Source organism: Burkholderia sp. HI2714, assembly GCF_002223085.1.
In the GTDB taxonomy this organism is placed as follows: Bacteria; Pseudomonadota; Gammaproteobacteria; order Burkholderiales; family Burkholderiaceae; genus Burkholderia; species Burkholderia lata_D.
In genome coordinates this window covers 94,713-118,114 of the sequence record NZ_NKFM01000029.1, presented here as the reverse complement: position 1 = coordinate 118,114, position 23,402 = coordinate 94,713, and the positions used below count along the sequence as shown (strand labels likewise).

The 23,402-nt window shown below is 68.0% G+C and carries 21 protein-coding genes; 7 read left to right on the top strand and 14 right to left on the bottom strand.

The features are described 5' to 3' along the window. Positions 1 to 81: 81 nt before the first annotated feature. The 5 genes from CFB82_RS16310 to argS form a co-directional block, all read right to left on the bottom strand. Complete coding sequence (locus tag CFB82_RS16310) at positions 82 to 1,677, bottom strand: ABC transporter substrate-binding protein (protein ID WP_069248988.1); 1,596 nt, start codon at positions 1,675 to 1,677, stop codon at positions 82 to 84. A gap of 550 nt (positions 1,678 to 2,227) precedes the next feature. Beyond that, the gene (locus CFB82_RS16300) at positions 2,228 to 3,001 is read right to left on the bottom strand and encodes an SDR family oxidoreductase (protein ID WP_069248987.1); all 774 of its coding nucleotides are present in this window, start codon (positions 2,999 to 3,001) and stop codon (positions 2,228 to 2,230) included. A 19-nt stretch (positions 3,002 to 3,020) separates the two neighbouring features. Then, the gene (locus CFB82_RS16295; protein ID WP_069248986.1) at positions 3,021 to 3,659 is read right to left on the bottom strand and encodes a thiol:disulfide interchange protein DsbA/DsbL; all 639 of its coding nucleotides are present in this window, start codon (positions 3,657 to 3,659) and stop codon (positions 3,021 to 3,023) included. Between the two features lie 69 nt (positions 3,660 to 3,728). Next, positions 3,729 to 4,649 (bottom strand): SPOR domain-containing protein, encoded by a 921-nt coding sequence (locus CFB82_RS16290; protein WP_089484646.1) that lies wholly within the window; start codon positions 4,647 to 4,649, stop codon positions 3,729 to 3,731. 120 nt (positions 4,650 to 4,769) lie between these two features. Continuing rightward, entirely contained in the window at positions 4,770 to 6,551 is a 1,782-nt protein-coding gene (gene argS, locus CFB82_RS16285) for an arginine--tRNA ligase (RefSeq protein WP_069248984.1), read from the bottom strand. 200 nt (positions 6,552 to 6,751) lie between these two features. Between argS and CFB82_RS16280 the strand changes: the two genes are divergently transcribed. Then, positions 6,752 to 7,075, top strand: coding sequence for a DUF1840 domain-containing protein (locus CFB82_RS16280; RefSeq protein WP_069248983.1), 324 nt, complete (start codon positions 6,752 to 6,754; stop codon positions 7,073 to 7,075). Positions 7,076 to 7,382: 307 nt separating this feature from the next. Here the strand turns inward: CFB82_RS16280 and CFB82_RS16275 are convergent, their stop codons facing one another. The 6 genes from CFB82_RS16275 to CFB82_RS16245 form a co-directional block, all read right to left on the bottom strand. After that, positions 7,383 to 7,970: a hypothetical protein gene (locus CFB82_RS16275; protein ID WP_069248982.1), complete on the bottom strand. Its 588-nt coding sequence runs from the start codon at positions 7,968 to 7,970 to the stop codon at positions 7,383 to 7,385. Between the two features lie 188 nt (positions 7,971 to 8,158). Further along, positions 8,159 to 10,876, bottom strand: coding sequence for a methionine synthase (metH, locus tag CFB82_RS16270; RefSeq protein WP_069248981.1), 2,718 nt, complete (start codon positions 10,874 to 10,876; stop codon positions 8,159 to 8,161). A gap of 42 nt (positions 10,877 to 10,918) precedes the next feature. Then, entirely contained in the window at positions 10,919 to 11,986 is a 1,068-nt protein-coding gene (locus CFB82_RS16265; protein ID WP_069248980.1) for a homocysteine S-methyltransferase family protein, read from the bottom strand. A 201-nt stretch (positions 11,987 to 12,187) separates the two neighbouring features. Continuing rightward, positions 12,188 to 12,445, bottom strand: a complete 258-nt coding sequence (locus CFB82_RS16260) for a BTH_I0359 family protein (RefSeq protein WP_006477667.1) — start codon at positions 12,443 to 12,445, stop codon at positions 12,188 to 12,190. Positions 12,446 to 12,699: 254 nt separating this feature from the next. Next, positions 12,700 to 13,974, bottom strand: coding sequence for a DUF3108 domain-containing protein (locus tag CFB82_RS16250; protein WP_179255409.1), 1,275 nt, complete (start codon positions 13,972 to 13,974; stop codon positions 12,700 to 12,702). Positions 13,975 to 14,106: 132 nt separating this feature from the next. Continuing rightward, positions 14,107 to 14,973, bottom strand: a complete 867-nt coding sequence (locus CFB82_RS16245) for an IclR family transcriptional regulator (protein WP_011353357.1) — start codon at positions 14,971 to 14,973, stop codon at positions 14,107 to 14,109. Positions 14,974 to 15,102: 129 nt separating this feature from the next. Between CFB82_RS16245 and CFB82_RS16240 the strand changes: the two genes are divergently transcribed. From CFB82_RS16240 to rfaE2, 6 genes are all read left to right on the top strand, one after another. Beyond that, positions 15,103 to 16,095 (top strand): fumarylacetoacetate hydrolase family protein, encoded by a 993-nt coding sequence (locus CFB82_RS16240; protein WP_069248978.1) that lies wholly within the window; start codon positions 15,103 to 15,105, stop codon positions 16,093 to 16,095. A 137-nt stretch (positions 16,096 to 16,232) separates the two neighbouring features. Continuing rightward, positions 16,233 to 17,060, top strand: a complete 828-nt coding sequence (locus tag CFB82_RS16235) for an enoyl-CoA hydratase/isomerase family protein (protein WP_069248977.1) — start codon at positions 16,233 to 16,235, stop codon at positions 17,058 to 17,060. Positions 17,061 to 17,148: 88 nt separating this feature from the next. Beyond that, entirely contained in the window at positions 17,149 to 17,910 is a 762-nt protein-coding gene (locus tag CFB82_RS16230; protein ID WP_069248976.1) for a PhaM family polyhydroxyalkanoate granule multifunctional regulatory protein, read from the top strand. Between the two features lie 24 nt (positions 17,911 to 17,934). Beyond that, entirely contained in the window at positions 17,935 to 19,161 is a 1,227-nt protein-coding gene (locus CFB82_RS16225) for a patatin-like phospholipase family protein (protein ID WP_069248975.1), read from the top strand. A gap of 467 nt (positions 19,162 to 19,628) precedes the next feature. Further along, positions 19,629 to 20,507 (top strand): diiron oxygenase, encoded by an 879-nt coding sequence (locus CFB82_RS16215; protein ID WP_011353352.1) that lies wholly within the window; start codon positions 19,629 to 19,631, stop codon positions 20,505 to 20,507. A 150-nt stretch (positions 20,508 to 20,657) separates the two neighbouring features. Then, positions 20,658 to 21,143 carry a D-glycero-beta-D-manno-heptose 1-phosphate adenylyltransferase gene (gene rfaE2, locus CFB82_RS16210; RefSeq protein ID WP_069248974.1) on the top strand — a complete coding sequence of 162 codons (486 nt, stop codon included), beginning with the start codon at positions 20,658 to 20,660 and terminating at the stop codon, positions 21,141 to 21,143. 16 nt (positions 21,144 to 21,159) lie between these two features. Here rfaE2 and CFB82_RS16205 read toward each other — a convergent pair whose 3' ends face one another. From CFB82_RS16205 to CFB82_RS16195, 3 genes are all read right to left on the bottom strand, one after another. Continuing rightward, a complete protein-coding gene (locus CFB82_RS16205; protein WP_069249376.1) occupies positions 21,160 to 21,402 on the bottom strand; it encodes a hypothetical protein in 243 nt (80 codons plus the stop codon). A 206-nt stretch (positions 21,403 to 21,608) separates the two neighbouring features. Beyond that, positions 21,609 to 22,400 carry a type III pantothenate kinase gene (locus CFB82_RS16200; RefSeq protein WP_069248973.1) on the bottom strand — a complete coding sequence of 264 codons (792 nt, stop codon included), beginning with the start codon at positions 22,398 to 22,400 and terminating at the stop codon, positions 21,609 to 21,611. Beyond that, entirely contained in the window at positions 22,397 to 23,317 is a 921-nt protein-coding gene (locus CFB82_RS16195; protein WP_069248972.1) for a biotin--[acetyl-CoA-carboxylase] ligase, read from the bottom strand. Before CFB82_RS16195 ends, CFB82_RS16200 begins: the two co-directional genes overlap by 4 nt. Positions 23,318 to 23,402 lie beyond the last annotated feature (85 nt).

Below are 23,402 nucleotides of genomic sequence, written 5' to 3'. Positions count from 1 at the left end.
CGCAGTGTAGCAAGCGCGGCGCGCGGGCCGCAAGCGACGGCCCGACGCACCGTCGCTTGCGCGCCACGCGCGAGGGTCGCGTTACTGCACGGCGACGGACGTGAAGTTCTGCCGTCCGAACGGGCTCACGTGATAGCCGCTCACGTTCGTACGCGTGAGCGCGGCCGCGGTCGGATAGCCGAGCGGAATCCACAGCGCCTGGTCGTGGATGATCTTCTGCGCGGCTTCGTACAGCTTCGCGCGCTTGGCCTGGTCGGCGGTCGACTTGCCGTCGGCGATCAGCTTGTCGAGCTGCGTGTCGCAGAAGCGCGCGAAGTTGATGCCCGACTTCACCGCATTGCAGCTGAACAGCGGCGACAGGTAGTTGTCCGGATCGCCGTTGTCGCCGGCCCAGCCCATGAACAGCATGTCATGCTGCCCGAGCTTCGCCTGCTTGATCAGCTCACCCCATTCGATCACCTTGACCTCGGCCTTCACGCCGATCTTCGCGAGGTCGGCCTGCAGCAGCTCCGCGCCGACCTTCGGGTTCGGGTTCAGCACGCTGCCGGTCGGGCGCGTCCAGATCGTCGTCGAGAAGCCGTTCGGGAAGCCGGCCTGCGCGAGCAACTGCTTCGCCTTCGCGGGATCGTACGCATACGGCGCGACGTCCTTCGCGTAGCTCCACGTGTTCGGCGGATACGGGTTGTTCGCGGCCGTCGCGGTGTTGTCGAACACGACTTTCAGGTAGGTCGCGCGGTCGAACGCGAGGTTCAGCGCTTCGCGTACCTTGTCGTTGTCGAGCGGCTTCTTCTGCGTGTTCAGTGCAACGAACGCGGTCATGAACGCGGGCGTCTGCGCGACCTTCAGCGCGCTTTCGCCCTTCGCGGCGAGCACGTCCTGCGGCTTCGGCGACAGCGCGATCTGGCATTCGCCGGCCTTCACCTTCTGCAGGCGCACCGACGGATCGGGCGTGATCGCATAGATCAGCCGGTCGACCTTCGGCTTCGTGCCCCAGTAGGTCGGGTTCACGTCGTAGCGGATCAGCGCGTCCTTCGTGTAGCTCTTCAGCACGAACGGGCCGGTGCCGACCGGCTTCGCATTCAGGTCGGCCTGCTTGCCGGCCTTCAGCAACTGGTCTGCGTATTCGGCCGAGTAGATCGACGCGAAGCCCATCGTCAGGATCGGCACGAACGTCGCGTTCGGCTCGTTCAGCACGAACTTCACGGTGCTGTCGTCGACCTTCGTGACCGACTTCACGAGCTTCACGAGGCCCATCGATTGCGCGTGCGGGAAGCCGCTCGCGCCGGCCACCTTGTGCCACGGGTTCGCATCGTCGAGCATCCGCGAGAACGTGAACACGACGTCGTCCGCGTCGAGCGCGCGGGTCGGCTTGAAATAGTCGGTGGTCTGGAACGCAACGTTCGGGCGCAGGTGGAACGTGTACGTGAGGCCGTCGGCGCTCGCGTCCCATTTGTCGGCGAGCGCGGGCACGACTTTCTTCGCGGCTTCGTCGTACGACACGAGCGTATTGAAGATCACGTCGGCCGAGGCGTTGGTCGTGACGAGCGAGTTGTACTGCACGACGTCGAAGCCGTCCGGGCTCGATTCCGTGCAGACGGTGAGCGGCTTGGCGGCGGCGAGGCCGGGGGCGGCGAGGGCGGCGGCGAGCGTGGCCGCGGCGAACAGCTTGACCTGCATAGGATCTCCCACGTGGCTTGTGTTTTTTGCTGGGTGACGGGATGCGGGCGCGGCCCGGAAGCGGACAGGGCCGGCGCGGCTGGCGAATAGCATACCGTCAAAGCGCGCGACGCGTGAAAAAAGCGCCTGAACGCGGCGAATTGACCGAAAAACGGCTGCGTTCGCGACGGAACGGGTGTTGGGGCGGCGAGTGGGGCGAAGGAGGCTGCGGGCGGAAGATCGCTGGGACCGGGGAGGCAGGGCGGCAGCGCGTCGGGGGCGGTGCGGGCGTGCCGCGAATCGAAGTGGCGAAGCGGCCAGGCGTCGGTGCGGAGAGACGGAGAGACGGAGAGGCGGAGAGGCGGAGAGGCGGAGAGACGGAGAGACGGAGAGACGGAGAGACGGAGAGACGGAGAGACGGAGAGACGGAGAGACGGAGAGACGGAGAGACGGAGAGACGGAGAGACGGAGAGACGGAGAGACGGAGAGACGGAGAGACGGAGAGACGGAGAGACGGAGAGACGGAGAGACGGCCCGCGAAGCTTCACGCGGGCCGGCGCTCACCGGAGCGTCAGTGCGCGCCCGCCTTCGGCTTGCGCGGCGCCTTCTCGAACAGGCGGTCGTACAGCCAGCGCGGCAGCACGTGCAGCACCTTCGCGACGACGCCCATCTGCCACGGAATCACGCGGAACGCGTGCTGCCGAGCGATCGCCTGGGCCGCACGCGCCGCGAAGCGGTCGGCGTCCATCAGGAACGGCATCCGGTACGGGTTGTGCGCGGTCATCGGCGTGCGGATGTAGCCGGGCGCGATCGTCACGACGCCGACGCCGGCCGGCCGCAGCTCGACGCGCAGCGCCTCGAGGTATTTGATCGCGGCCGATTTCGACGCGCTGTATGCACCGGAACCGGGCAACCCGCGCACGCCGGCCACGCTCGCGACACCGACCAGCGTGCCGTGGCGCGTGGCCGTCATCGGGCCGACGAACGGCTCGAACGTCGCGACCATCCCGTAGTAATTGATGTCCATCACGTCACGGAACGTCGCGAGATCGCCCTGCCCCGTGACGGCGCCCTGGCTGATGCCTGCGTTCGCGATCACGACGTCGGGGCAGCCGTGCGTCGCGATGAACGACGTGGCGGCCGCCGCGAGCGCATCGGCGTCGCGCACGTCGGCGGAATAGACGGAGATGGATAGCGTCGGGAAGCGCCGCGCGAACGCCTCGAGGGCATCGGTGCGGCGCGCGACGAGCGCGAGCGTGGCGCCCTGGCGGGCGTATTCCTCGGCCATCGCGAGGCCGAGGCCGCTCGATGCGCCGGTGATGAAGACCTTCAGCGGAGTAGTCATGCCGGCGCGCGGGCGGGGATCAGAGCTTCTTGTCCTGAACCTGCTTCACGAGGAAGTCGAGCACCTGGGCGGTACCCGGGATGCTGTTCGCGTAGGCGGGGCCCGTCTTGTACTTGCCCTGGACGACGACCGTCGGCACGCCGTCGATCGCGTAGTCCTTCAGCAGCTTGGCCGACTGGTTCACTTCGCCCTGCACGCTGAACGAGTTGTACGCGTCCGTGAACTTCTTCTTGTCGACGCCTTGCGTGGCCAGGAAGTCGGCCTGCGCCTGCGGCGTCAGCAGGTAGTTCTTCTGCTTGTGGATCGCGTTGAAGATCGCCGGCGTGACCTTCTCGGAGATGCCGAGCGCGGACACCGCGTAGAACAGCTTCGAATGCGGGACGAAATCGTCACGGAATGCGACCGGGACACGCTTGAAGTCGATGTTGTTGCCTTGCTTCTTCACCCAGGCCTCGATCGTCGGCTCGAATTCGTAGCAGTGCGGGCAGCCGTACCAGAAGAACTCGATCACCTCGACCTTGCCGGCCGGTGCGGACACCGGCTGCGGCGACTTCATCACCTCGAAGTCCTTGCCGGCGACCGGCGCGGCGGGCGAAGCCTGCGCGAGGCCGGCGGCCAGGCCCAGGGAAAGAAGGAGCGTGCTAAGCAGTTTTTTCATGTTGTGAACGTCGAATCAGTTGCTCGGGTTACGGGACGTAACGGGTTCTGAGTGGGCTCGGCCGGTTGCTTACTGCTTCGTGAAACGGATCACCGCCGTGTCGACACCTGCATCGGACAGGCGCTGGCGGGCCGAGTTCATATCCTCGAACTTCGAGAACGGGCCGACGCGCACGCGGAAATACGTCACGCCGCTGACATCGCGCTTCGACACCTTCGACTCGAAGCCCTGGAAGCCGAGGCGCGCGCGCTGCTGCTCGGCGTCGCCTTCCGTCTTGTACGCACCTACCTGCAGGAAGTAGCCGGTATTCGCGTCGTTCGCGGTCGGCGGCTTCGCTGCCGCGGCGGCCGTGGCCGACGAGTTCGGCTTCGGCGTGTTCGCGGCCAGTTGCTGCTGTTGCTGCTTTTGCGCGGCGGCTTGCTGCGCCTGCTTCTGCGCGGCGAAGCGGGCGAGGTCGTCCTCGCCGCCTTGCTGCTGCTGCTGTTGCTGCTGTTGCTGCTGCGCTTGCTGCGTCTTCTTCGGCGGCGGCGTGGTGTCGGCCGGCTTCGGCGCGACGGCGACGCCGTTACTCGACGACGTATTGTTCGACGCGGTCGTGTTGTTCGAGCTGCCGGTGTTGTTCGAGCCGCTCGACCCGTTGGCCTGCGGCGGCACTTCGACGATCTGCGGTTCGGGTAGCAGGCCGCCCTGGGTCTGGTTCGCGGCCTGGCCGGGCGCGGTGTTCGGCGGTGCGGGCTGCGCGGCCTGCGGCACCGGCTGGCCCGGCGTCTTGCCCTGCAGCGCGCGGTTCGGATCGAACTGCTGCGGCTGGCTCGCGCCGTTGTCGGCCGGCGGCGGCGCGACCTTCGATACGAACGGCGACGGGGAACGCGTGATGTAGAGCGCCACCACCACGGCGATCGCGAGGCCGACGATCAGGCCCAGCACGATTCCAAGAAATGTCCCTCCGGCTTGTTTCGATTGCTTCGAAGTTCGGCGTGGTTGTGCCATTGCTTGAGTCACCTGCAAAAAGAATCGTGAAAAGGCTGCGACGGGCGCCCGGCGGCGGGCAACCGACGGCGGGCGCTCCTGCCGCAGCCATTCGCTGCCCGGTTCGGGCCGCTTGCTGCGTTACATCTTGGCGGGCGCGGACACGCCGAGCACCGCCAGACCATTCTCGAGCACCTGCCGCGTCGCGGCGAGGAGTGCGGCGCGCGCATTGCGCGGCGCTTCGTCGTCGACCAGCACGCGCTCCGCATTGTAGAACGAGTGGAATTCGCCAGCGAGGTCGCGCAGGTAGAACGCAACGGCGTGCGGTGCCAGTTCGTTGGCCGCGTGCGTGAGCATGTCCGGGTACTCGGCCAGCTTCTGCATCAGCGACGCCGCTTGCGCGCTCGTCAGCTGCGACAGGTCGGCGCCCGGCAGTTGCGCGACGTCGACGTTGTAGCGCGATTTCAGCTCGTTGAGCACCGAGCAGATCCGCGCGTGCGCGTACTGGACGTAATAGACCGGGTTTTCGTCGTTCTGTTTCAGCGCGAGGTCGATGTCGAACACGAACTCGGTATCGGCCTTGCGCGAGATCAGGAAGAACCGCACCGCGTCACGGCCGCGCGTGATGGTCGCTTCGTCGATCAGGTCGGGCGCCGCTTCCTGGCCTGCCGCCGCGCCACCCGACCATTCGATCAGGTCGCGCACCGTCACGTAGCTGCCCGCGCGCTTCGAGATCTTCACTTCCTGGCCGTCGCGCATCACTGTGACCATCTTGTGCAGCACGTAGTCGGGGTAGCCCTTCGGGATCCCGATGTGCAGGCCCTGCAGGCCGGCGCGCACGCGCGCGATCGTGCCGTGGTGGTCCGAACCCTGGATGTTGATCACCTTCGTGAAGCCGCGCTCCCACTTCGTCACGTGGTACGCGACGTCCGGCACGAAGTACGTGTACGTGCCGTCCGACTTACGCATCACGCGATCCTTGTCGTCGCCTTCGTCGGTCGTGCGCAGCCACAGCGCGCCGTCCTGCTCGTAGGTCATGCCGGCCTTGATCAGCGCGTCGACCGTCTTCTCGACACGGCCTTCGCTGTACAGCGACGACTCGAGGTAGTACTGGTCGAACTTCACGCCGAATGCCTGCAGATCCATGTCCTGCTCGCGACGCAGGTACGTGACCGCGAACTTGCGGATCGCGTCGAGATCCTCGACGTCGCCCGTGCCCTTGACCGGCTCGCCGTCCGACGCGGCGACCGTTTCGCCGTTCAGGAAGTCGCGTGCGATGTCGGCGATGTATTCGCCGTTGTACGCGGCTTCCGGCCAGCCCGCGTCGCCGGGCTTCAGGCCGCGTGCGCGCGCCTGCGTCGAGATCGCGAGGTTGCCGATCTGCACGCCCGCGTCGTTGTAGTAGAACTCGCGGTGCACGGCGTAGCCCTGGCTCGCGATCACGTTCGCGAGCACGTCGCCGAGCGCGGCCTGGCGGCCGTGGCCGACGTGCAGCGGGCCGGTCGGGTTCGCCGACACGAATTCGAGCAACACTTGTTTGCCTTTCTCGCGATCGGACGTGCCGAACGCGCGGCCCTGGTCGAACACGGCGGCGATCACCGCCTGCTTCGCGGCGGCCGACAGGCGCAGGTTGATGAAGCCAGGGCCGGCGATCTCGGCGGCTTCGACGAGGCCTTGCGCGCCCGGCTGGGCGGTGAGGGCGGCGACGATCTGCTCGGCGAGCTGGCGCGGGTTCGTGCCGAGCGGCTTCGCGAGCTGCATCGCGACGTTGCACGCGACGTCGCCGTGCGCGGCGACCTTCGGGCGCTCCAGCGTGATGACGGGGGCGACGGATGCCGCGTCGGCGCCTTTCAGCGCGTGTGCGACCTGCTTGACGCTATCCGCGAGCAGGGCTTCGAGGGTCTGTTTGTGTGCTGGCAGCATGCTGGTAGAAGGCTTCGTTGGTGGCGGCCGGAAACGCCGGCCCGCCGGCGCGCTTTTTAAGCGCGCGTTTCAGGGATCGCAGAATTTTAACAGGTGCTAATATGCCGCTCAGGCGGCCCGCGTCCGCGAGGCCGGACGCCGGTCTGCCGGCGTTCCCCAACCGCGCCGCGCAGGCACAACAAGATGAAAAGGGAATTGTCATGATTACGTTCAAGAGCAAGGCGGCACAGGATCTCGACGTGCTGAAGGATTTCGCCGTGTATGTGCTGGGTCTCGTCGGCAAGCAGCTGGGCGAGCGCGGTGTGATTACGCACGACGAGCTGGACCACGCGATCGCCAAGCTGGAAGGCGCGGTGGCGCAGGCGAAGCAGGAGCGCGCCGAGCACGCCGGCCATTTCCACGAGGACGATGCCGACCACGCGCACCACGAAGTGCCGGCGAGCCTGGCACAGCGCGTTGCGCCGTTCCTGACGATGCTGCGCGAAGCGAAAGCCGGCGAAGCCGACGTGCACTGGGGCTTCTGAGCTTCGTTGCCTGGCGGATCGAACGGTTCGCCGGACAGCAAAAAGCCCGCGTTCGAGCGGGCTTTTTCATTTGTCTGATTAAATTCGCGCCGACCGGACGGCGGCCGCGAAATCGGGGTGGGAGCGCGGCGCCTGCCTTGACCGAAAGGTGAAATTCCTTATAATTCAATGCAAGACTATGTGAAAGCGGGTGCGAAAACATAGCGCCGCCCGAGCAATCGGGTCCCACCTGGAGTGGGTATTTCGTCGAAAGACGGAAAAGAGAGTCCCGCATGCGACGGCTGCCGAAAGGCGGCCGTTGGTTTTTCTACGCCCGGATCTTGCGGCCTTCCAGGCTTGCGCGCAGCAACGTGCGCAACGCGACTTTCCGGGCTTCCCGCTGGCGCCGGTTCAGGCCGCCATCCAGCATGTAGGCCGACTGCACGCGCAGGATGAGCCGGCGTTTCCTGATCCTGTCCTTCGCAACCTCGAAGAACACGGCATACACGCGGTGCGTGCCGTCCGATGCGACCGCTTCCACCGTGACGAAATTGGGTTGCCGTTCATCCGCGACGACGATCCGGCGCGTCGCCAGCCCGACGATCACGCCGCGCAGCAGCTGCCGTGACGCGCGATACCGGTCCGCACAGAGCACGCGTGTCTCGCGGCCGTCGTCGTAGATCTCGTCGTCCGGAATGGCGTCGCGGGTGCGTCCGTCCCATTTGAAGCTGCGTGTGAAGCAGTGACAGGAGAACAGGACCAGAACCGTCACGTCGAAGCCGGTTTCCAGATCGCAGGTGAATGTCAATGGACGCAGATGGCTCAGATCCCAGCGCTCGCCGCGGTAGATCGTCGGCGGGAACGGACTCGCGCTGTCCGCGGGCGTTTCGGTGATCCGGATCTCGAAGGTCGACATGGCGGGAATGATTTAGGGAGAAGGGCGTGTCATGTCGCCCACGCGCGTTGGCCCGAAAGCTCGGCGTTGCAGGGATTTCGATCTCGATTATTGAGATTAGGTATCCTGAGGAATCACGCCGTTGTGCGACGCGCCCCTGGATCGGGGCGCGTGGCGATGGAAGCGGCGCGTCGCCGCAGTCGACGCGGTTACAGCTGCGGCGCGAGCGCGCGGCGCGCGTCGTCGAGCGACAGCGCCATGCGCTGCGCATAGTCCTCGAGCTGATCCTGCCCGATTTTGCCGACCGAGAAATACGTGCTGTCCGGATGCGCGAGATAGAAGCCCGACACGCTCGCGGCCGGCAGCATCGCCAGCGAGTCGGTCACGCTCATGCCGATCTCGTCCGCGCGCAGCACGTCGAACATGTCGCGCTTCACGAGGTGGTCGGGGCAGGCCGGATAGCCCGGTGCCGGGCGGATGCCCGCGTACTTTTCCGCGATCAGCGCATCGTTGTCGAGCGTCTCGCCGCTCGCGTAGCCCCACAGCTCGCGCCGCACGCGCGCGTGCATCGCTTCCGCGAAGGCTTCCGCGAAGCGGTCGGCGAGCGCCTTCAGCATGATCGCGCTGTAGTCGTCGTGGTCGGCTTCGAACTGCTTTTCCTTCGCGTCGACGCCGAGGCCGGCCGTCACCGCGAACATCCCGATGTAGTCGGCGACGCCCGATTCCTTCGGCGCGATGAAGTCGGCAAGCGAGCGGTTCGGCCGCATCACGCCGTCGACCACCGGACGCACGCTCTGCTGGCGCAGGTTGCGCCACGTGAGCAGCACTTCCGAGCGCGACTCGTCGCTGTAGATTTCGATGTCGTCGTCGTTGACGGTGTTCGCCGGCAGCAGCGAGATCACGCCGCTCGCGGTCAGCCAGCGGCCCTGGATCAGGCGCGCGAGCATCGATTTCGCGTCGGAGAACACGCGCCGCGCCGATTCGCCGACGATCTCGTCGTTCAGGATCGCCGGGTACGGGCCCGCGAGATCCCAGGTCTGGAAGAACGGGCCCCAGTCGATGTACTGCGCGAGCTCGCTCAGGTCGTAGTTCTTGAACACGCGGCGGCCGATGAACTTCGGCTTCACCGGCTGGTAGCCCGCCCAGTCGACCTTGGTCTTGTTCGCGCGCGCCTCGGCGAGCGTGACCATCGGCTGCGCCTTGCGGTTCGCGTGCTGGTCGCGGATACGTTCGTAGTCGGACTTCAGCTCGTCGAGGTACTTCGTCGCGCCTTCGTCGGACAGCAGGCTGGACGCGACCGACACCGAGCGCGACGCGTCCGGCACGTAGACCACCGGGCCTTCGTAGTGCGGCGCGATCTTCACGGCCGTGTGCACGCGCGAGGTCGTTGCGCCGCCGATCAGCAGCGGGATCTTCTTCACGCGGAAGTAGTCGTCGCGCTGCATTTCGGACGCGACGTACGCCATTTCCTCGAGGCTCGGCGTGATGAGGCCTGAAAGCCCGATGATGTCCGCGCCCTCGACCTTCGCCTTCGCGAGGATCTCGTTGCACGGGACCATCACGCCCATGTTGACCACTTCGAAGTTGTTGCACTGGAGCACGACCGACACGATGTTCTTGCCGATGTCGTGCACGTCGCCCTTCACGGTCGCGATGACGATCTTGCCCTTCGCGCGCACGTCGCCGCCCGCTTCCGCGAGCAGGCGCTTTTCTTCCTCGATGAACGGGATCAGGTGCGCGACCGCCTGCTTCATCACGCGCGCCGATTTCACGACCTGCGGCAGGAACATCTTGCCCTGGCCGAACAAGTCGCCGACGATGTTCATCCCGTCCATCAGCGGCCCTTCGATCACGTTGATCGGGCGGCCGCCGGCCGCGGCGATCTTCGCGCGCACTTCTTCGGTATCCTCGACGATGAAGTTCGTGATGCCGTGCACCAGCGCATGCGAGAGCCGCTTCTCGACCGGCTGGTTGCGCCACTCGAGGTTCTCTTCCTTCTTCGCGCCCCCCGCCTTGAACTTGTCGGCGATCTCGAGCAGGCGGTCGGTCGAATCGTCGCGGCGGTTCAGGATCACGTCCTCGACACGCTCGCGCAGCTCCGCGTCGAGATCGGCGTACACGCCGAGCTGGCCCGCGTTGACGATGCCCATGTCCATCCCCGCCTGGATCGCGTGGTACAGGAACACGGTGTGGATCGCCTCGCGCACCGGATCGTTGCCGCGGAACGAGAACGACACGTTCGACACGCCGCCGCTCACCTTCGCGTACGGCAGGTTCTGCTTGATCCAGCGGGTTGCCTCGATGAAGTCGACCGCGTAGTTGTTGTGCTCCTCGATGCCGGTCGCGACCGCGAAGATGTTCGGGTCGAAGATGATGTCTTCCGGCGGGAAGCCGACTTCGTTCACGAGGAAGTCGTACGAGCGTTTGCAGATCTCGGTCTTGCGCGCGAACGTATCGGCCTGGCCTTGCTCGTCGAATGCCATCACCACGGCCGCCGCGCCGTAGCGGCGGATCAGGTGCGCGTGGTGGCGGAACGCGTCCTCGCCTTCCTTCAGCGAGATCGAGTTGACGATCGCCTTGCCCTGCACGCACTTCAGGCCCGCTTCGATCACTTCCCACTTCGACGAGTCGATCATGATCGGCACGCGCGCGATGTCCGGCTCGGATGCGATGAGATTCAGGAAGCGCACCATCGCCGCCTTCGAGTCGAGCATCGCCTCGTCCATGTTGATGTCGATCACCTGCGCGCCGTTCTCGACCTGCTGGCGCGCGACCGCGAGCGCCTCGTCGAACTGGCCGTTGAGGATCATGCGTGCGAACGCCTTCGAGCCGGTGACGTTGGTGCGCTCACCCACGTTGATGAAGAGCGTTCCGGGCGTGACGTTGAACGGCTCGAGGCCGGCAAGGCGCATCATGTGATCGGTCATGGCGGTGCGAATTCTGGTGATGAAGGACGTGGGGCGGTCGGGTCAGGCGTTGTCGCTGTACTGGTTCGGCCAGCGGCGCGGCTTCACGTCGGCGAGCGCCTTCGCGATCTCGGCGATGTGTTCGGGCGTCGTGCCGCAGCAGCCGCCCGCGAGGTTCACGAGCCCGGCTTGCGCGAATTCCTTCAGGAGGCCCGACGTGACGTCCGGCGTCTCGTCGAAGCCCGTCTCGGCCATCGGGTTCGGCAGGCCCGCGTTCGGGTAGCACGACACGTACGTGTCGCACAGCTTCGCGAGCTCGGCGATGTACGGGCGCATCAGCGCCGCGCCGAGCGCGCAGTTCAGGCCGAACGTGAGCGGCTTCGCGTGGCGCAGCGAATTCCAGAACGCCTCGACCGTCTGGCCCGACAGGATCCGGCCCGACGCATCGGTGACGGTGCCCGAGATCATGATCGGCAGGCGCTCGCCGGTGTCCTCGAACAGCTCGTCGAGCGCGAACAGCGCGGCCTTTGCGTTCAGCGTGTCGAAGATCGTCTCGACGAGGAACAGGTCGACGCCGCCGTCGAGCAGCGCCTTCGCCTGCTGGTAGTACGACGCGCGCAACTCGTCGAACGTGACGTTGCGTGCGCCCGGATCGTTGACGTCCGGCGAGATGCTGGCCGTCTTCGGCGTCGGCCCGATCGCGCCCGCGACGAAGCGCGGCTTGTCGGGCGTCGCGTATTTCTCGGCCGCTTCGCGCGCGAGCTTCGCCGATTCGAGGTTCATCTCGACGACGAGATCTTCCATCTCGTAGTCGGACTGCGCGACGGTCGTCGCGCCGAACGTGTTGGTCTCGACGATGTCGGCGCCGGCCGCGAAGTACTGGTCGTGGATCTCGCGGATGATCTGCGGCTGCGTGATCGACAGCAGTTCGTTGTTGCCCTTGATGTCGCGCGGGAAATCCTTAAAGCGCTCGCCGCGATACGCGGCTTCGTCGAGCTTGTAGCGCTGGATCATCGTGCCCATCGCGCCGTCGAGGATCAGGATGCGCGATTTGAGCAGCGCAGGCAGTGCGGCGCCGCGCGTGTAGGGCGCGTCGAGCGGGACGGAAGCGGCGAGAGGAGTCGCAGACATGGGCGAAAGACCGGCGAAGACGGGAAAACCGTCATTGTAGCCGGTGCGCATGGGCGCCGCCCGGCCTTGCGCCGCGCCGCCCGGGCCGCCAAATGAAAAACCCCCGCCGGCGAACCGGGCGGGGGCAGGATGGGAGTGCTCGCGGCGCCGCGTCGATGCGCGGCGAATGGCCCGGGCGCACGAGGCGCCGGGCCGCGGTCGTCAGTGCAGAACGACGGGCATCATCATCAGGCTGTCGAATTGTCCGAGGAATTCGTCGACTTCATCGAGCGACGGTTCATCCTCGATCAACTGCTTCACGTGCGCGCGGAATCGTTCGGCAAGTTCGCCGTCGATGAAGATTTCGCGCTGCGCGTTCTTGTCGACGATTTCATATCCGCCGGCATTCATCAGGTGGTGGCCGGCCTGCGGCGCAAATTCGACGACGCAGTAGTTGGGGCTGTTGTAGATCATTTGCATGGCGGCACTCCTCTTCGCAGTGGCATCTGGCCTTGTTGTCCCCTAGGTGGGGCGAGCCTTGCCGGTTTCAAGGGGCTTGCGCTGCACACCCCGTTCCCGTCTGCATGGGGTGTATCGGTTAGAAGCCGATGTCTATGAAACGTTTCCCATTGTCTGCCGGTGGACGGAAATAGTTGTTAAAGAGTGTCATCGGCCATTTCACGGAAATCTGTAATCGGTCGAAATTGCCGAATCGCGTGCGTTCGCGCGCGAGTTCACTGTGTGACAGGCGATGTGACAGGCGAGGGCGCGGGCGGTGCAGCCGGTTGTGCCGGCGGTTGCACGGTGGCCGGCGGCGCGGGTTGTGCCGGTTCCGCGGCGGGAGCGGCCGATGCGTCGGGTGTCGGTGCACCGGCGGGTGCATGCGTTGCGCCGCTTGCGGGTGCTTCGTCGGACGGCGCGCCCGGCGCCGCGAGCCGGCCATGCCACAACAGCTCGATCTGCGCGCCGTTCGGTTCGGTCTGCACGAGCCGCGCGGGCAGCCAGCCGAGCGACGGTGCGAGCCACATGTCGATGCGGCGCGTGTCGCCGTCGCGCCGCGGCAGGCGCATGAAGTGCCGCGCCCCGATGATGCCGGCCTGCGTCTGCACCTGCTCGTCGCCGATCACGGTGATCGGCCAGGTTTCGCCGCTGTTGTTGTCGATCACGAAGAACTGCTGCGTGACGCCCGGCTTGTACGCGGACGGATTGCCGCGCACGAGCCCCGACAGCTGCATCAGCATGCTGAAGCGGTCCTGCACGCCGTCGGGCAGCGGCGCGTTGTTCGGCGTGCGGGTGAACACGACCTGCCGGATCTCGCGGTTGAAGATCGCGATGTCTTCCGGCCGTTTGCCGCGCTTCTCGACGTAGCGGTCGGGTGCGACGCCGAACGCGTCGATGCGGCCTTCGCTGCGATAGGTGAACGGGCCGACGAACGGCACGGGCATCGACACCGACAGATCGTAGGTGTGCCCGTCGGTGCGCCAGTGGATCGTCCCGATCATGTTCTGCATGCCGTTGTAGAACGTGTCGTACTGGAGATCGCCGGACGGCGGCGCGATGAACTTCACGCCGTTCGTCGCGGGGCCCGGCGTCGCGGCGCTGGCGGCGCCGGCAGCCGACGCGGCATGTGCGCCCGATGCGGCCGGCACGCCACTTGCCGCGGACGCGGCGGCCGGCGGCTCGCCGTGCTCGGCCGTTTGCGTCGACGTGAGGACTGGCTCAGGCGCGGGTTTCGGTGCGGCGGCCTTCGGGGCCGCCGGTGCGGGCGCGGCCGGCTGCTCGACCGGCTTCGGCGCAGGCGGCGCGGGCTGGCGCTCGATCGGTTGCGGTTTCAGCAGCTCGATCTGCACGGGGACTTCGGCGGGTGGGGGCGGCGTGAACGCATCGCGGTTGCGCATCAGCCAGAACGCGGCGAGCGCGTGCAGCACCAGCACGATGACGAGCGCAATGCCCACGCGCAGCCAGTGGCGGGGCAAGGCGTGACTCGGGCGGGTGTCGGCAGGCTGCATGGGTATCGGAACAGGATCGGGCGTTCGCGTGACGTCGGGCGCGCAGCGCGCGCCACAGGAATCGGACTGCCGAATGCGCCGCGCGTTCGCGCTGCTTGGCGGGCAGGTGCCGGGGGGCAGGTGCCGGATGCGTCAGGCGTCGCGCGCGTCGGGACTATAGCCGAGTTCGTAAGACAGTTTCTGCGCGCAGGCGCGCAGCGCGGTGTCGATCTCGCCGCCCCATGCAATGTCGAACGAGCCTTCCTGGCCGAGCGCGACGATCGCGAGCGCGAGTTCGCCGACCGCATCGAACACGGGCATGCAGAACGCGTGGATCGTCGGCAGCAGCATCCCCTCGACGCGCGCGGCCTCGTGCCGGCGCACGTCGGCGAGCACCGCGTCGACCTCGTCGAGCGTGCGCGGGCCGCCGTGGTGCGGCGAGCGGCGCGTATCGGCGAGTTCGCGCTCGAGCATCGCGGCGGTCTTGCTGCGCGGCAGGTACGCGGCGAACAGCAGCCCCGTCGCGGAGCCGAGCAGCGGCATCACGTCGCCGAGCTTCAGCGACGCCTTCGCCGGGTGGCTCGATTCCATCCAGTGCACGATCGTCGGCCCCTGGTTGCCCCACACGGCGATGCCGACCGTCTGGTCGAGCCGATCGCGGAATTCGGTCAGCGCGATCCGGGCGAGCTTCACGCCGTCGACGCGTGCGAGCCGCGCGAGCCCCATCTGCAGCGCGAAGCCGCCGAGCTCGTAGCGGCCCGAGACGGGGTCCTGCGACACCACGCCGAGCCGCGAGAAGCTGACCAGGTAACGGTGCGCCTTCGCAGGACTCATGCCCGCGCGCTGCGCGAGGTCGCGCAGCATCATCGCGCGCGGCTCGCTCGTCAGCACGTCGAGCAGGCGGAAGCCGACCTCGATCGACTGGATGCCGGAACGGACCTTCTCGCCGTGCTCGCCGGAAGCAGCGTCGTCGGTGTCGGAGTCGGCGAGATCGTCGTCGGGAAGCGGGCTGGCGGGCATGGGCGGCAGGTGCGCGAAAAGGCGAAAGGAATCGGGGCGAAAACAGCGCGCACGATCGCCGCGCGCCGCAGGGATTCACCATCGTAAAATAGATTCCCTCCATCGTCACTACAACGCCAGAGTCCCCCTATGAAACTTGCTTCGCTGAAGGACGGCACGCGCGACGGCCAGCTGATCGTCGTGTCGCGCGACCTGCACACCGCGGCGATCGCCGACGCGATCGCGCCGACGCTGCAGCGCGTCCTCGACGACTGGGCGTTCTACGCGCCGCAGCTGCGCGACCTGTACGACGCGCTGAACCATGGTCGCGCGCGCAATTCCTTCGCGTTCGATCCGGCCAACTGCATGGCACCGCTGCCGCGCGCGTTCCAGTGGGCCGACGGCTCCGCGTACGTGAACCACGTCGAGCTCGTGCGCCGCGCGCGCGGCGCGGAGATGCCGCCCGAATTCTGGACCGACCCGCTGATGTACCAGGGCGGCAGCGACGATTTTCTTGGGGCCCGCGACGACGTCGTGTGCCCGTCCGAGGAATGGGGCATCGATTTCGAGGCGGAAGTCGCGGTGATCACGGGCGACGTGCGGATGAGCGCGACGCCCGACGAAGCGCTGAAGGCCGTGCGGCTCGTCACGCTGGTGAACGACGTGTCGCTGCGCAACCTGATTCCGGCGGAGCTCGCGAAGGGCTTCGGCTTCTTCCAGAGCAAGCCGGCCACCGCGTTCGCGCCGGTCGCCGTGACGCCCGACGAGCTCGGCGACGAATGGCGCGAAGGCCGCGTGCACCGGCCGATGATCGTCCACTGGAACGGCAAGAAGGTCGGCCAGCCCGATGCGGGCACCGACATGGTGTTCCACTTCGGCCAGCTGATTGCGCACGCAGCGAAGACGCGCAACCTGCGCGCCGGCTCGATCGTCGGCTCGGGCACGGTGTCGAACAAGGACGCGAAGCGCGGCTACTGCTGCATCGCCGAGAAGCGCTGCCTCGAGACGATCGAGCACGGTGCGCCGCAGACGGAATTCATGCGCTACGGCGACACCGTGCGCATCGAGATGTTCGACACGGCCGGCAAGTCGATCTTCGGCGCGATCGAGCAGTCGGTCGCGCCGCCCGACGGCGCGGCGTAAGTCACGCGGAGCACGCAGCGCTCCGCTTTCGCGAAACCCGGGCCCGGCCCGCGCGCCGGGTTTCGCCTGATGTTTGCCCGCGCGGGCTTGGCTACACTCGATTCAGGGGTTCGAGAACCTCGGGCAAGGAGCAGCGCATGGCCAATCTCGCCGCGTACGGCGGTTACGAAGCATTGAAGGTGACGCGCCGCGACCATGGCGTGCTCGATATCGTGATGAGCGGCGAGGGTGCGAACCGCAGCGGCCTCGCGACCGCGAACGCACGAATGCATCGCGAGCTCGCCGACATCTGGCGCGACGTCGACCGCGATCCCGATACGCGCGTCGCGGTCATTCGCGGCGAAGGCAAGGGCTTCTCGGCGGGCGGCGACCTCGCGCTCGTCGAGGACATGGCGAACGACTTCGACGTGCGCGCCCGCGTGTGGCGCGAGGCGCGCGACCTCGTCTACAACGTGATCAACTGCAGCAAGCCGATCGTGTCGGCGATGCATGGCCCGGCCGTCGGCGCGGGGCTCGTCGCCGGGCTGCTCGCCGACATCTCGATCGCCGCGAAGGATGCGCGCATCATCGACGGCCACACGCGGCTCGGCGTCGCGGCCGGCGACCATGCGGCGATCGTGTGGCCGCTGCTGTGCGGGATGGCGAAGGCGAAGTACTACCTGATGCTGTGCGAGCCGGTGAGCGGCGAGGAGGCCGAGCGGATCGGGCTGGTGTCGCTCGCGGTCGAGCCGGCCGACCTGCTGCCGAAGGCCTACGAAGTGGCCGAGCGGCTCGCGCACGGTTCGCAGTCGGCGATCCGCTGGACCAAGTACGCATTGAACAACTGGCTGCGTACGGCCGGGCCGACCTTCGATACGTCGCTGGCGCTCGAATTCATGGGTTTTTCGGGGCCCGACGTGCAGGAAGGCATCCGCTCGCTGCGCGAGCGGCGCCCGCCCGAGTTTCCCGGCGACGCGCCGTTCTGACACGCGCTGGCGCTATGATCGATCCAGGCGCGGCTCGCGCGACGCATGGCGGCCGCCTCGCTCTCACCCAGTCAACCAGGATGCCCGTATGACGACCGATGCCTCCGGCTCCAACCCTTTCGCCGGCTTTGCCGGCTTCAAGCCCGCCGACATGATGGACCGGATGTGGGACATGATGCGGATGTCGCCGTTCGGCGGGATGACGTCGTTCCCGGGCGCCACGCAAGGGCTGCCGCCGTCGCTGTCGAGCATGTCCGACATGATGGCGCCGCTCACGAGCGTCGAGGAACTCGACAAGCGGATCACCGATCTGCGCGCGGTCGAGCAGTGGCTGAAGCTCAATCTCGGGATGCTGCAGTCCGCGATCCAGGCGCTCGAGGTGCAGCGCGCGACGCTCGCGACGCTGCGTGCGTTCGGCGCGTTCGCGCAGAGCTCGATGTCGGCGGCCGAGGAAGCGGCCGTCGCGGCCGCGCATGCGGCGAAACACGCGTCGGGGGCGTCGAACGACGCACCGCCGGCACCGGATGCCGACGCGTCGGAGGCAGCGTCGGGCGACGCCGCGCAGCAGGCCTTCGACCCATCGGGCTGGTGGAACCTGCTGCAGTCGCAGTTCAATCAGCTCGCGAGCCTCGCGATGGCGCAGCCGGGCATGCAGCCCACGGCGCCGGGCGATGCGCCGCCGGACGCGGCCGCTGCGCCGGAGCCGGCCGCGAAGCCTGCACCGGCCGCCGCCGCGCCGCGCAAGCCTGCCGCGAAGCGCGCGAAGTCGGCCGGTGCGGCCGGTTCGGCCGCGGCGCGCGCGGCAGCCGCATCGTCGCCCGAAACCCGTCCGCCGAAGCGCTCAACGTGACGCGGCGCAGGTAGCAGGTCGATCATGCGGCTCGCGCTCGTTCTGATGGGAGGCGGCGCACGTGCCGCCTATCAGGTCGGCGTGCTGAAGGCGCTGGCCGAGATCGCGCGCGAAGCCGATCCGCAGCGGCACACGCTGCCGTTCGCGGTCGTGTGCGGCTCGTCGGCCGGCGCGATCAACGCGACGTCGATCGCGAGCCACGCGGACGATTTTTCCCACGGCGTGCGGCGCCTGCTCGAATTCTGGGAGCCGTTGCGCGCGGATTACGTGTACCGCACCGACTGGCTCGGCATCGCGGCCGCCGGCGCGCGCTGGCTCGCGGCGATGACCTTCGGCTGGGCGGCCCGCCGTTCGCCGCGCGGGCTGCTCGACAACGCGCCGCTCGCGCACCTGCTGCAGCGCGAGTTGAGTTTCCACCGGATCGAACAGATGCTCGAGGCGCGCCTGCTGCACGCGCTCGCGGTGACGGCGCTCAGCTATTCGAGCGGGCGGCATCTCACGTTCTACCAGGCGGCCCAGCCGATCCAGGCGTGGCGGCGCGCGCAGCGCACCGCGCGGCTGGTCGACCTGTCGGCGTCGCACCTGCTCGCGTCGTCGGCGATTCCGTTCGTGTTCCCGGCCGTGCCGCTCGTGCTCGACGGGCAGATCGAATACTTCGGCGACGGGTCGATCCGGCAGATCGCACCGCTGTCGCCCGCGATCCACTTCGGCGCCGACCGGATCGTCGTGGTCGGCGCGGCCGACCCGCGGCCCGAGATTCCGGCCGCGAACGGCGCGGGGCTGGTACGCGGCTACCCGACGCCCGCGCAGATCGGCCAGCAGGTGCTCGCGAGCGTGTTCCTCGACTCGATCGGCTCGGACATCGAGCGCATCGAGCACATCAACCGGATGATCGAGCACCTGCCGCACCAGGTCGAGATGGACAGCGGCTGGCGGCACGTCGACGTGCTCGCGATCGCGCCGTCCGAGCGCATCGAGCTGATCGCCGCGAAGCACCTGAAGCAGATGCCGGCGACGATGCGCGGGCTGCTCGGCGCGATCGGCGGCAGCCAGCCGGCCGGCGCGTCGTTCGCGAGTTACCTGCTGTTCGAGGAGGCTTTTACGCGTGAACTGATCGAGCTCGGCTATCGCGACGGGCGCGCGCAGCGCGACACGCTGGCCGGGTGGATCGCGCGGGCGGACGGCGGCAGCGCGCCGGCCGCCGGCATGCCGCCGGAAGACGGCCTCGCGACCGGCGAAATACGGGTCTGATGCTTGCAGGACAATGTAAGGTTGCGTTTTCGCGACGGTCGGCCGCGACCGATCGCCGCACCGGGATTGGCGGCGCACGACAGGGCAGGCGTCTCGGAACCGTCATGTACGCGTGATATCATGGCCGCCGCCGTATACACCATATCGAGCAGCCCGCCGATCCGGCATCCGCACGGGACCTTTCGGGGAACCCGCCTGGGGCAGGGGACGGGCGCGCCAACGAGCCGGCCAGCGCCGGCCCCCACTCAGGCAAGCGTGCAGCCGGTTCCGTTCGCGGAGCGTGGCTGCGGCATGCCGCAACGGCGGCGGCGCGGCCGCCCGGCTGCCGGACGAGGAATCACCGTCCGGCGGGTCGGTTTCCCGCGTAAAATTACAGTCTTGGCTGCAAAAAGCGCGCTCGGGCGTGCTTGCGCGGCAACAGTCACGTTTAGAGAAGTCGCATTGCGCAGAACAGGGGTGGGACCATCATGAACACGATGCTTTATCCGGAACTTTACCGATCGCTCGAAGCCGTCCGCTGGGACATGGAGAAGGACATTCCGTGGGACAAGTTCGACGCTTCGCTGCTTACCGACGAGCAGGCGAAGACGATCAAGATGAACGCGATCACCGAATGGTCGGCGCTGCCCGCGACGGAAATGTTCCTGCGCGACAACCAGCACGACAGCGACTTTTCCGCGTTCATGAGCGTGTGGTTCTTCGAAGAGCAGAAGCATTCGCTCGTGCTGATGGAATACCTGCGCCGCTTCAAGCCGGAAATGGTGCCGACCGAAGAGGAACTGCACGCGGTGCGCTTCCAGTTCGACCCGGCGCCGCCGCTCGAGACGCTGATGCTGCACTTCTGCGGCGAGATCCGCCTGAACCACTGGTACCGTTGCGCGGCCGACTGGCACACCGAGCCGGTCATCAAGCAGATCTACGAAACGATCTCGCGCGATGAAGCACGCCACGGCGGCGCGTACCTGCGCTACATGAAGAAGGCGCTGAACAACTGCGGCGACGTCGCACGTGCCGCGTTCGCGAAGATCGGCGTGCTGATGGCGTCGGCGCGCCGCACCGAGAAGCCGCTGCACCCGACCAACCTGCACGTGAACCAGGCGCTGTTCCCGCGCGACACCGTGCAGTCGCGCCTGCCCGATCCGGAATGGCTCGAGCGCTGGCTCGACGAGCAGATCCGTTTCGACGGCGAGTGGGAAAAGAAGGTGGTCGAGCGGATCCTGCACAACCTGTCGATCCTGTTCGAGCGCACGTTCGCGACCGCACAGGAGCTGAACCGCTACCGCAAGGAAGTCACCGGCCGCCTGCAGGCCGAAAGCGGCCCGTCGTCGGCCGCGCAGCCGGCCTGAGGCCGGTTGGCGCCGCAGCCGGCGTGAATCCCGCCGGCCGCGTTGCCCGATGTCGCACCGGTTGCATGAAGCCCGCCCGGTCAGTCCGGCGGGCTTTTTATCTGCCGCCGCCGCCGCGTGCGCCGTTGCCCATTCCGTCCGACTTCCATCATGTCCGCCACCTTCGAACGCAAGCTGATCACCCGTGATGCCCTCGTCGCCCTGCGCGCGTCGCTGCCGTCGCCCGTCGTGTTCACCAACGGCGTATTCGACATCCTGCACCGCGGCCACGTCACGTATCTCGCCGACGCGAAAGCGCTCGGCGCATGCCTGATCGTCGGCGTGAACAGCGACGCGTCGGTACGCATGCTCGGCAAGGGCGACGACCGGCCGATCAATCGCGAGGAAGACCGTGCGGCGCTGCTCGCGGCGCTGGAAAGCGTCGACTGGGTCGTGACGTTCGAGGAAAAGACGCCCGTGTCGCTGATCGAGGCCGTCCGGCCGGACATCCTCGTGAAAGGTGGCGACTACGACATGGATGCGTTGCCGGAATCGGCGCTGGTGCGCGGCTGGGGTGGCCGGGCGCTGGCGATTCCGTTCGAGCACGATCGCTCGACCACCGCGTTGCTGAAGAAGGTGCGCGCGCAGCAGTCCTGAGCGCGGCCCGGCTCGGTCAGGGCGCGGACGCCGCGAGCGGCTCGGCCGTGACGGCCGGCGGCGCGATCGGGCTGCCGATGACGGGCTGGTCGGTGGCCTGTGCGAGCGGCGTTACGCGCAGCGCATCGGGCCGTACCTGCCGCGCCAGCACGCCCGGTTCGCGCGGGCCGGCTGCCGGCAGCGGCCCGAACACGCCGCGCGTCACCACGAACGCAAGCATGTTGGCGAGAAAGAGAACAGCGATCAGCCAGCGCAGCATCGTCGACACTCCTCGTCGTCATTTGACGTGGTTCACGTCATTCAATCGGGCCGGCCGCATGGCCGGCTATTTCGTTCCTTCTCATTCCTTCCGTTGACCGTGCTTGCGGGCTGCCGTCATGGCGCGGCCCGTTCTTCACCGTCATCGTGACGCCGGCCCGCATGGGCGCGCGTTGCCGTGCGCCGGCGCGATGCCGGCGCTTCCCGTCACGCCTGCGCCTCTGCCGCTGCCGCGGCGATCAGCGCAAGTCCGGACAGGATCAATGCATCGTGCCGCGTATGCGGAAGCGTCAGCGCACGCGCGACATCGTCCGCCGCGCCGCCGGCCAGCACGAGCCGCACGGGCGCCTGCCATGCATCGGCGAGATCGCGCCACGCGCGTTCGATCAGCCCGGCCTGCGCGTACAGGCAGCCGGCCGACAGCGAGCGCGGCGTATCGACCTGGAACGGTTCGGCCTGCGCACCCGCGAGCAGGCCGCTCGCGATGTCGGTGGTCAGCGTCGGCAACTGCGCGGTGTGCGTGCCGAGCGCGCGCATCATCAGCGCCCAGCCCGGTGCGATCAGGCCGCCCGTGAAGCGGCCGTCCGCGCGCAGCGCCTCGAGCGTCGTCGCGGTGCCGAACGTCGCGATCAGCAGGTGCTCGCCCGGAAACGCCGCGTGCGCGCCGATCAGGCCGGCCCAGCGGTCGCTGCCGAGCTGGTCGGGCGTCGTATAGCCGTTCGTCACGCCGCATTGCGTGTGACGCGAGCGTATCGTCGTGCGCGGCAGGCCCGGCCAGCGTGCATCGAGCAGCGCGTCGAGCCGGGCGGCCACGTCGGCGCCCGCGACGTTCGAGATCCACGCGCCGCGCGGACGCGGCAGGGCCGACCAGTCGGGATCGGTGCCGCCGTCGCGTGTGTGGCCGAACGCGCCCGTCTCGACGAGCGTGCGCTGCGCATCGGCGAGCGCCCACTTGATCCGGCTGTTGCCGGCGTCGATCAGCAGGTGTGGCTCGTTCATTGCGCTTCGCGCAGCGACACGTCGCCGGCGGCGATCGCCTGCACGCCGTCCGGCGTATCGAGCAGCAGCTGGCCGGTCGCGTCGATGCCCGTCGCGATGCCGCGCACGCGTTCGACGCCCTGTTCGAGCAGCACGACTTCGCGCCCCGCGTACGCGTGCAGCGCGTGCCAGCGCGGCAGGAACGGCGCGAGCCCTTCGGCGCCGAACTGCGCGAGCGCGGGCGTGAGTGCGTTCAGCGACGCGGCAAGCGTATCGGTGAGATTGGCCGATGCGCACGCGATCGACAGCGCGGCGGGCGGCAGCCCGCTCGCGAGCGTCGCTTCGCGCGCGCGCAGCGCGTCGACCTGCGCGGCGACGGCCTCCGCGCCGCGCACGTTGATGCCGAAGCCGATCACGACGGCGGTGGCGTCGGCGCTGGTCCACGCGGTTTCGATCAGGATCCCGGCGAGCTTGCCGACGATGCGCGGCGTGCCGTCGTCGGTGGCGGTCAGCAGCAGGTCGTTCGGCCATTTGAGCGCGACGCGCGTATGGGCGTCGAGCGGCAGCGCGGCCAGCCCTTCGGCGAGCGCAACGCCGATCGCGATGCTGAGGCCGCCGAGTGCTTCGACGGGGCGCGGCACGATGCAGCCGACCGAGCACAGCAGCGCATTGCCGGGCTGCGCGAACCATGGGCGGCCCTGCCGGCCGCGGCCGGCCGTCTGCTCGAACGCGACGCGCACGAGTGGCGCGGGCAACGCGTTCGCGTTGCGCGGCAGCGCCTTGAGCCGGGTGGCGACGTCGGCGTTGGTCGAGCCGGTGGCGGCGACGATGTCGAGCGGCCACGCACGCGGCGCGGCGTCCAGGTGCGCCTCGAGCCGGTTGCGCGCGATGTGCGCGTCGCCGGAATCGGGCGTGTCGGAGGAGGTGGGGGCGTTCATGGCGCCTATTGTAGCGACAGGGGGCGCTGGCGCGCGTCGGGCGACGCGCGCGACTGGCAGGGCAGCGCGCCGGCCGCCTGCACGC

Bases quoted from the DNA above. Each gene is read 5' to 3' on its own strand.
- CFB82_RS16310 (WP_069248988.1), bottom strand. From the start codon at position 1,677: ATGCAGGTCAAGCTGTTCGCCGCGGCCACGCTCGCCGCCGCCCTCGCC.
- CFB82_RS16300 (WP_069248987.1), bottom strand. From the start codon at position 3,001: ATGACTACTCCGCTGAAGGTCTTCATCACCGGCGCATCGAGCGGCCTC.
- CFB82_RS16295 (WP_069248986.1), bottom strand. From the start codon at position 3,659: ATGAAAAAACTGCTTAGCACGCTCCTTCTTTCCCTGGGCCTGGCCGCC.
- CFB82_RS16290 (WP_089484646.1), bottom strand. From the start codon at position 4,649: ATGGCACAACCACGCCGAACTTCGAAGCAATCGAAACAAGCCGGAGGG.
- argS (WP_069248984.1), bottom strand. From the start codon at position 6,551: ATGCTGCCAGCACACAAACAGACCCTCGAAGCCCTGCTCGCGGATAGC.
- CFB82_RS16280 (WP_069248983.1), top strand. From the start codon at position 6,752: ATGATTACGTTCAAGAGCAAGGCGGCACAGGATCTCGACGTGCTGAAG.
- CFB82_RS16275 (WP_069248982.1), bottom strand. From the start codon at position 7,970: ATGTCGACCTTCGAGATCCGGATCACCGAAACGCCCGCGGACAGCGCG.
- metH (WP_069248981.1), bottom strand. From the start codon at position 10,876: ATGACCGATCACATGATGCGCCTTGCCGGCCTCGAGCCGTTCAACGTC.
- CFB82_RS16265 (WP_069248980.1), bottom strand. From the start codon at position 11,986: ATGTCTGCGACTCCTCTCGCCGCTTCCGTCCCGCTCGACGCGCCCTAC.
- CFB82_RS16260 (WP_006477667.1), bottom strand. From the start codon at position 12,445: ATGCAAATGATCTACAACAGCCCCAACTACTGCGTCGTCGAATTTGCG.
- CFB82_RS16250 (WP_179255409.1), bottom strand. From the start codon at position 13,974: ATGCAGCCTGCCGACACCCGCCCGAGTCACGCCTTGCCCCGCCACTGG.
- CFB82_RS16245 (WP_011353357.1), bottom strand. From the start codon at position 14,973: ATGCCCGCCAGCCCGCTTCCCGACGACGATCTCGCCGACTCCGACACC.
- CFB82_RS16240 (WP_069248978.1), top strand. From the start codon at position 15,103: ATGAAACTTGCTTCGCTGAAGGACGGCACGCGCGACGGCCAGCTGATC.
- CFB82_RS16235 (WP_069248977.1), top strand. From the start codon at position 16,233: ATGGCCAATCTCGCCGCGTACGGCGGTTACGAAGCATTGAAGGTGACG.
- CFB82_RS16230 (WP_069248976.1), top strand. From the start codon at position 17,149: ATGACGACCGATGCCTCCGGCTCCAACCCTTTCGCCGGCTTTGCCGGC.
- CFB82_RS16225 (WP_069248975.1), top strand. From the start codon at position 17,935: ATGCGGCTCGCGCTCGTTCTGATGGGAGGCGGCGCACGTGCCGCCTAT.
- CFB82_RS16215 (WP_011353352.1), top strand. From the start codon at position 19,629: ATGAACACGATGCTTTATCCGGAACTTTACCGATCGCTCGAAGCCGTC.
- rfaE2 (WP_069248974.1), top strand. From the start codon at position 20,658: ATGTCCGCCACCTTCGAACGCAAGCTGATCACCCGTGATGCCCTCGTC.
- CFB82_RS16205 (WP_069249376.1), bottom strand. From the start codon at position 21,402: ATGCTGCGCTGGCTGATCGCTGTTCTCTTTCTCGCCAACATGCTTGCG.
- CFB82_RS16200 (WP_069248973.1), bottom strand. From the start codon at position 22,400: ATGAACGAGCCACACCTGCTGATCGACGCCGGCAACAGCCGGATCAAG.
- CFB82_RS16195 (WP_069248972.1), bottom strand. From the start codon at position 23,317: ATGAACGCCCCCACCTCCTCCGACACGCCCGATTCCGGCGACGCGCAC.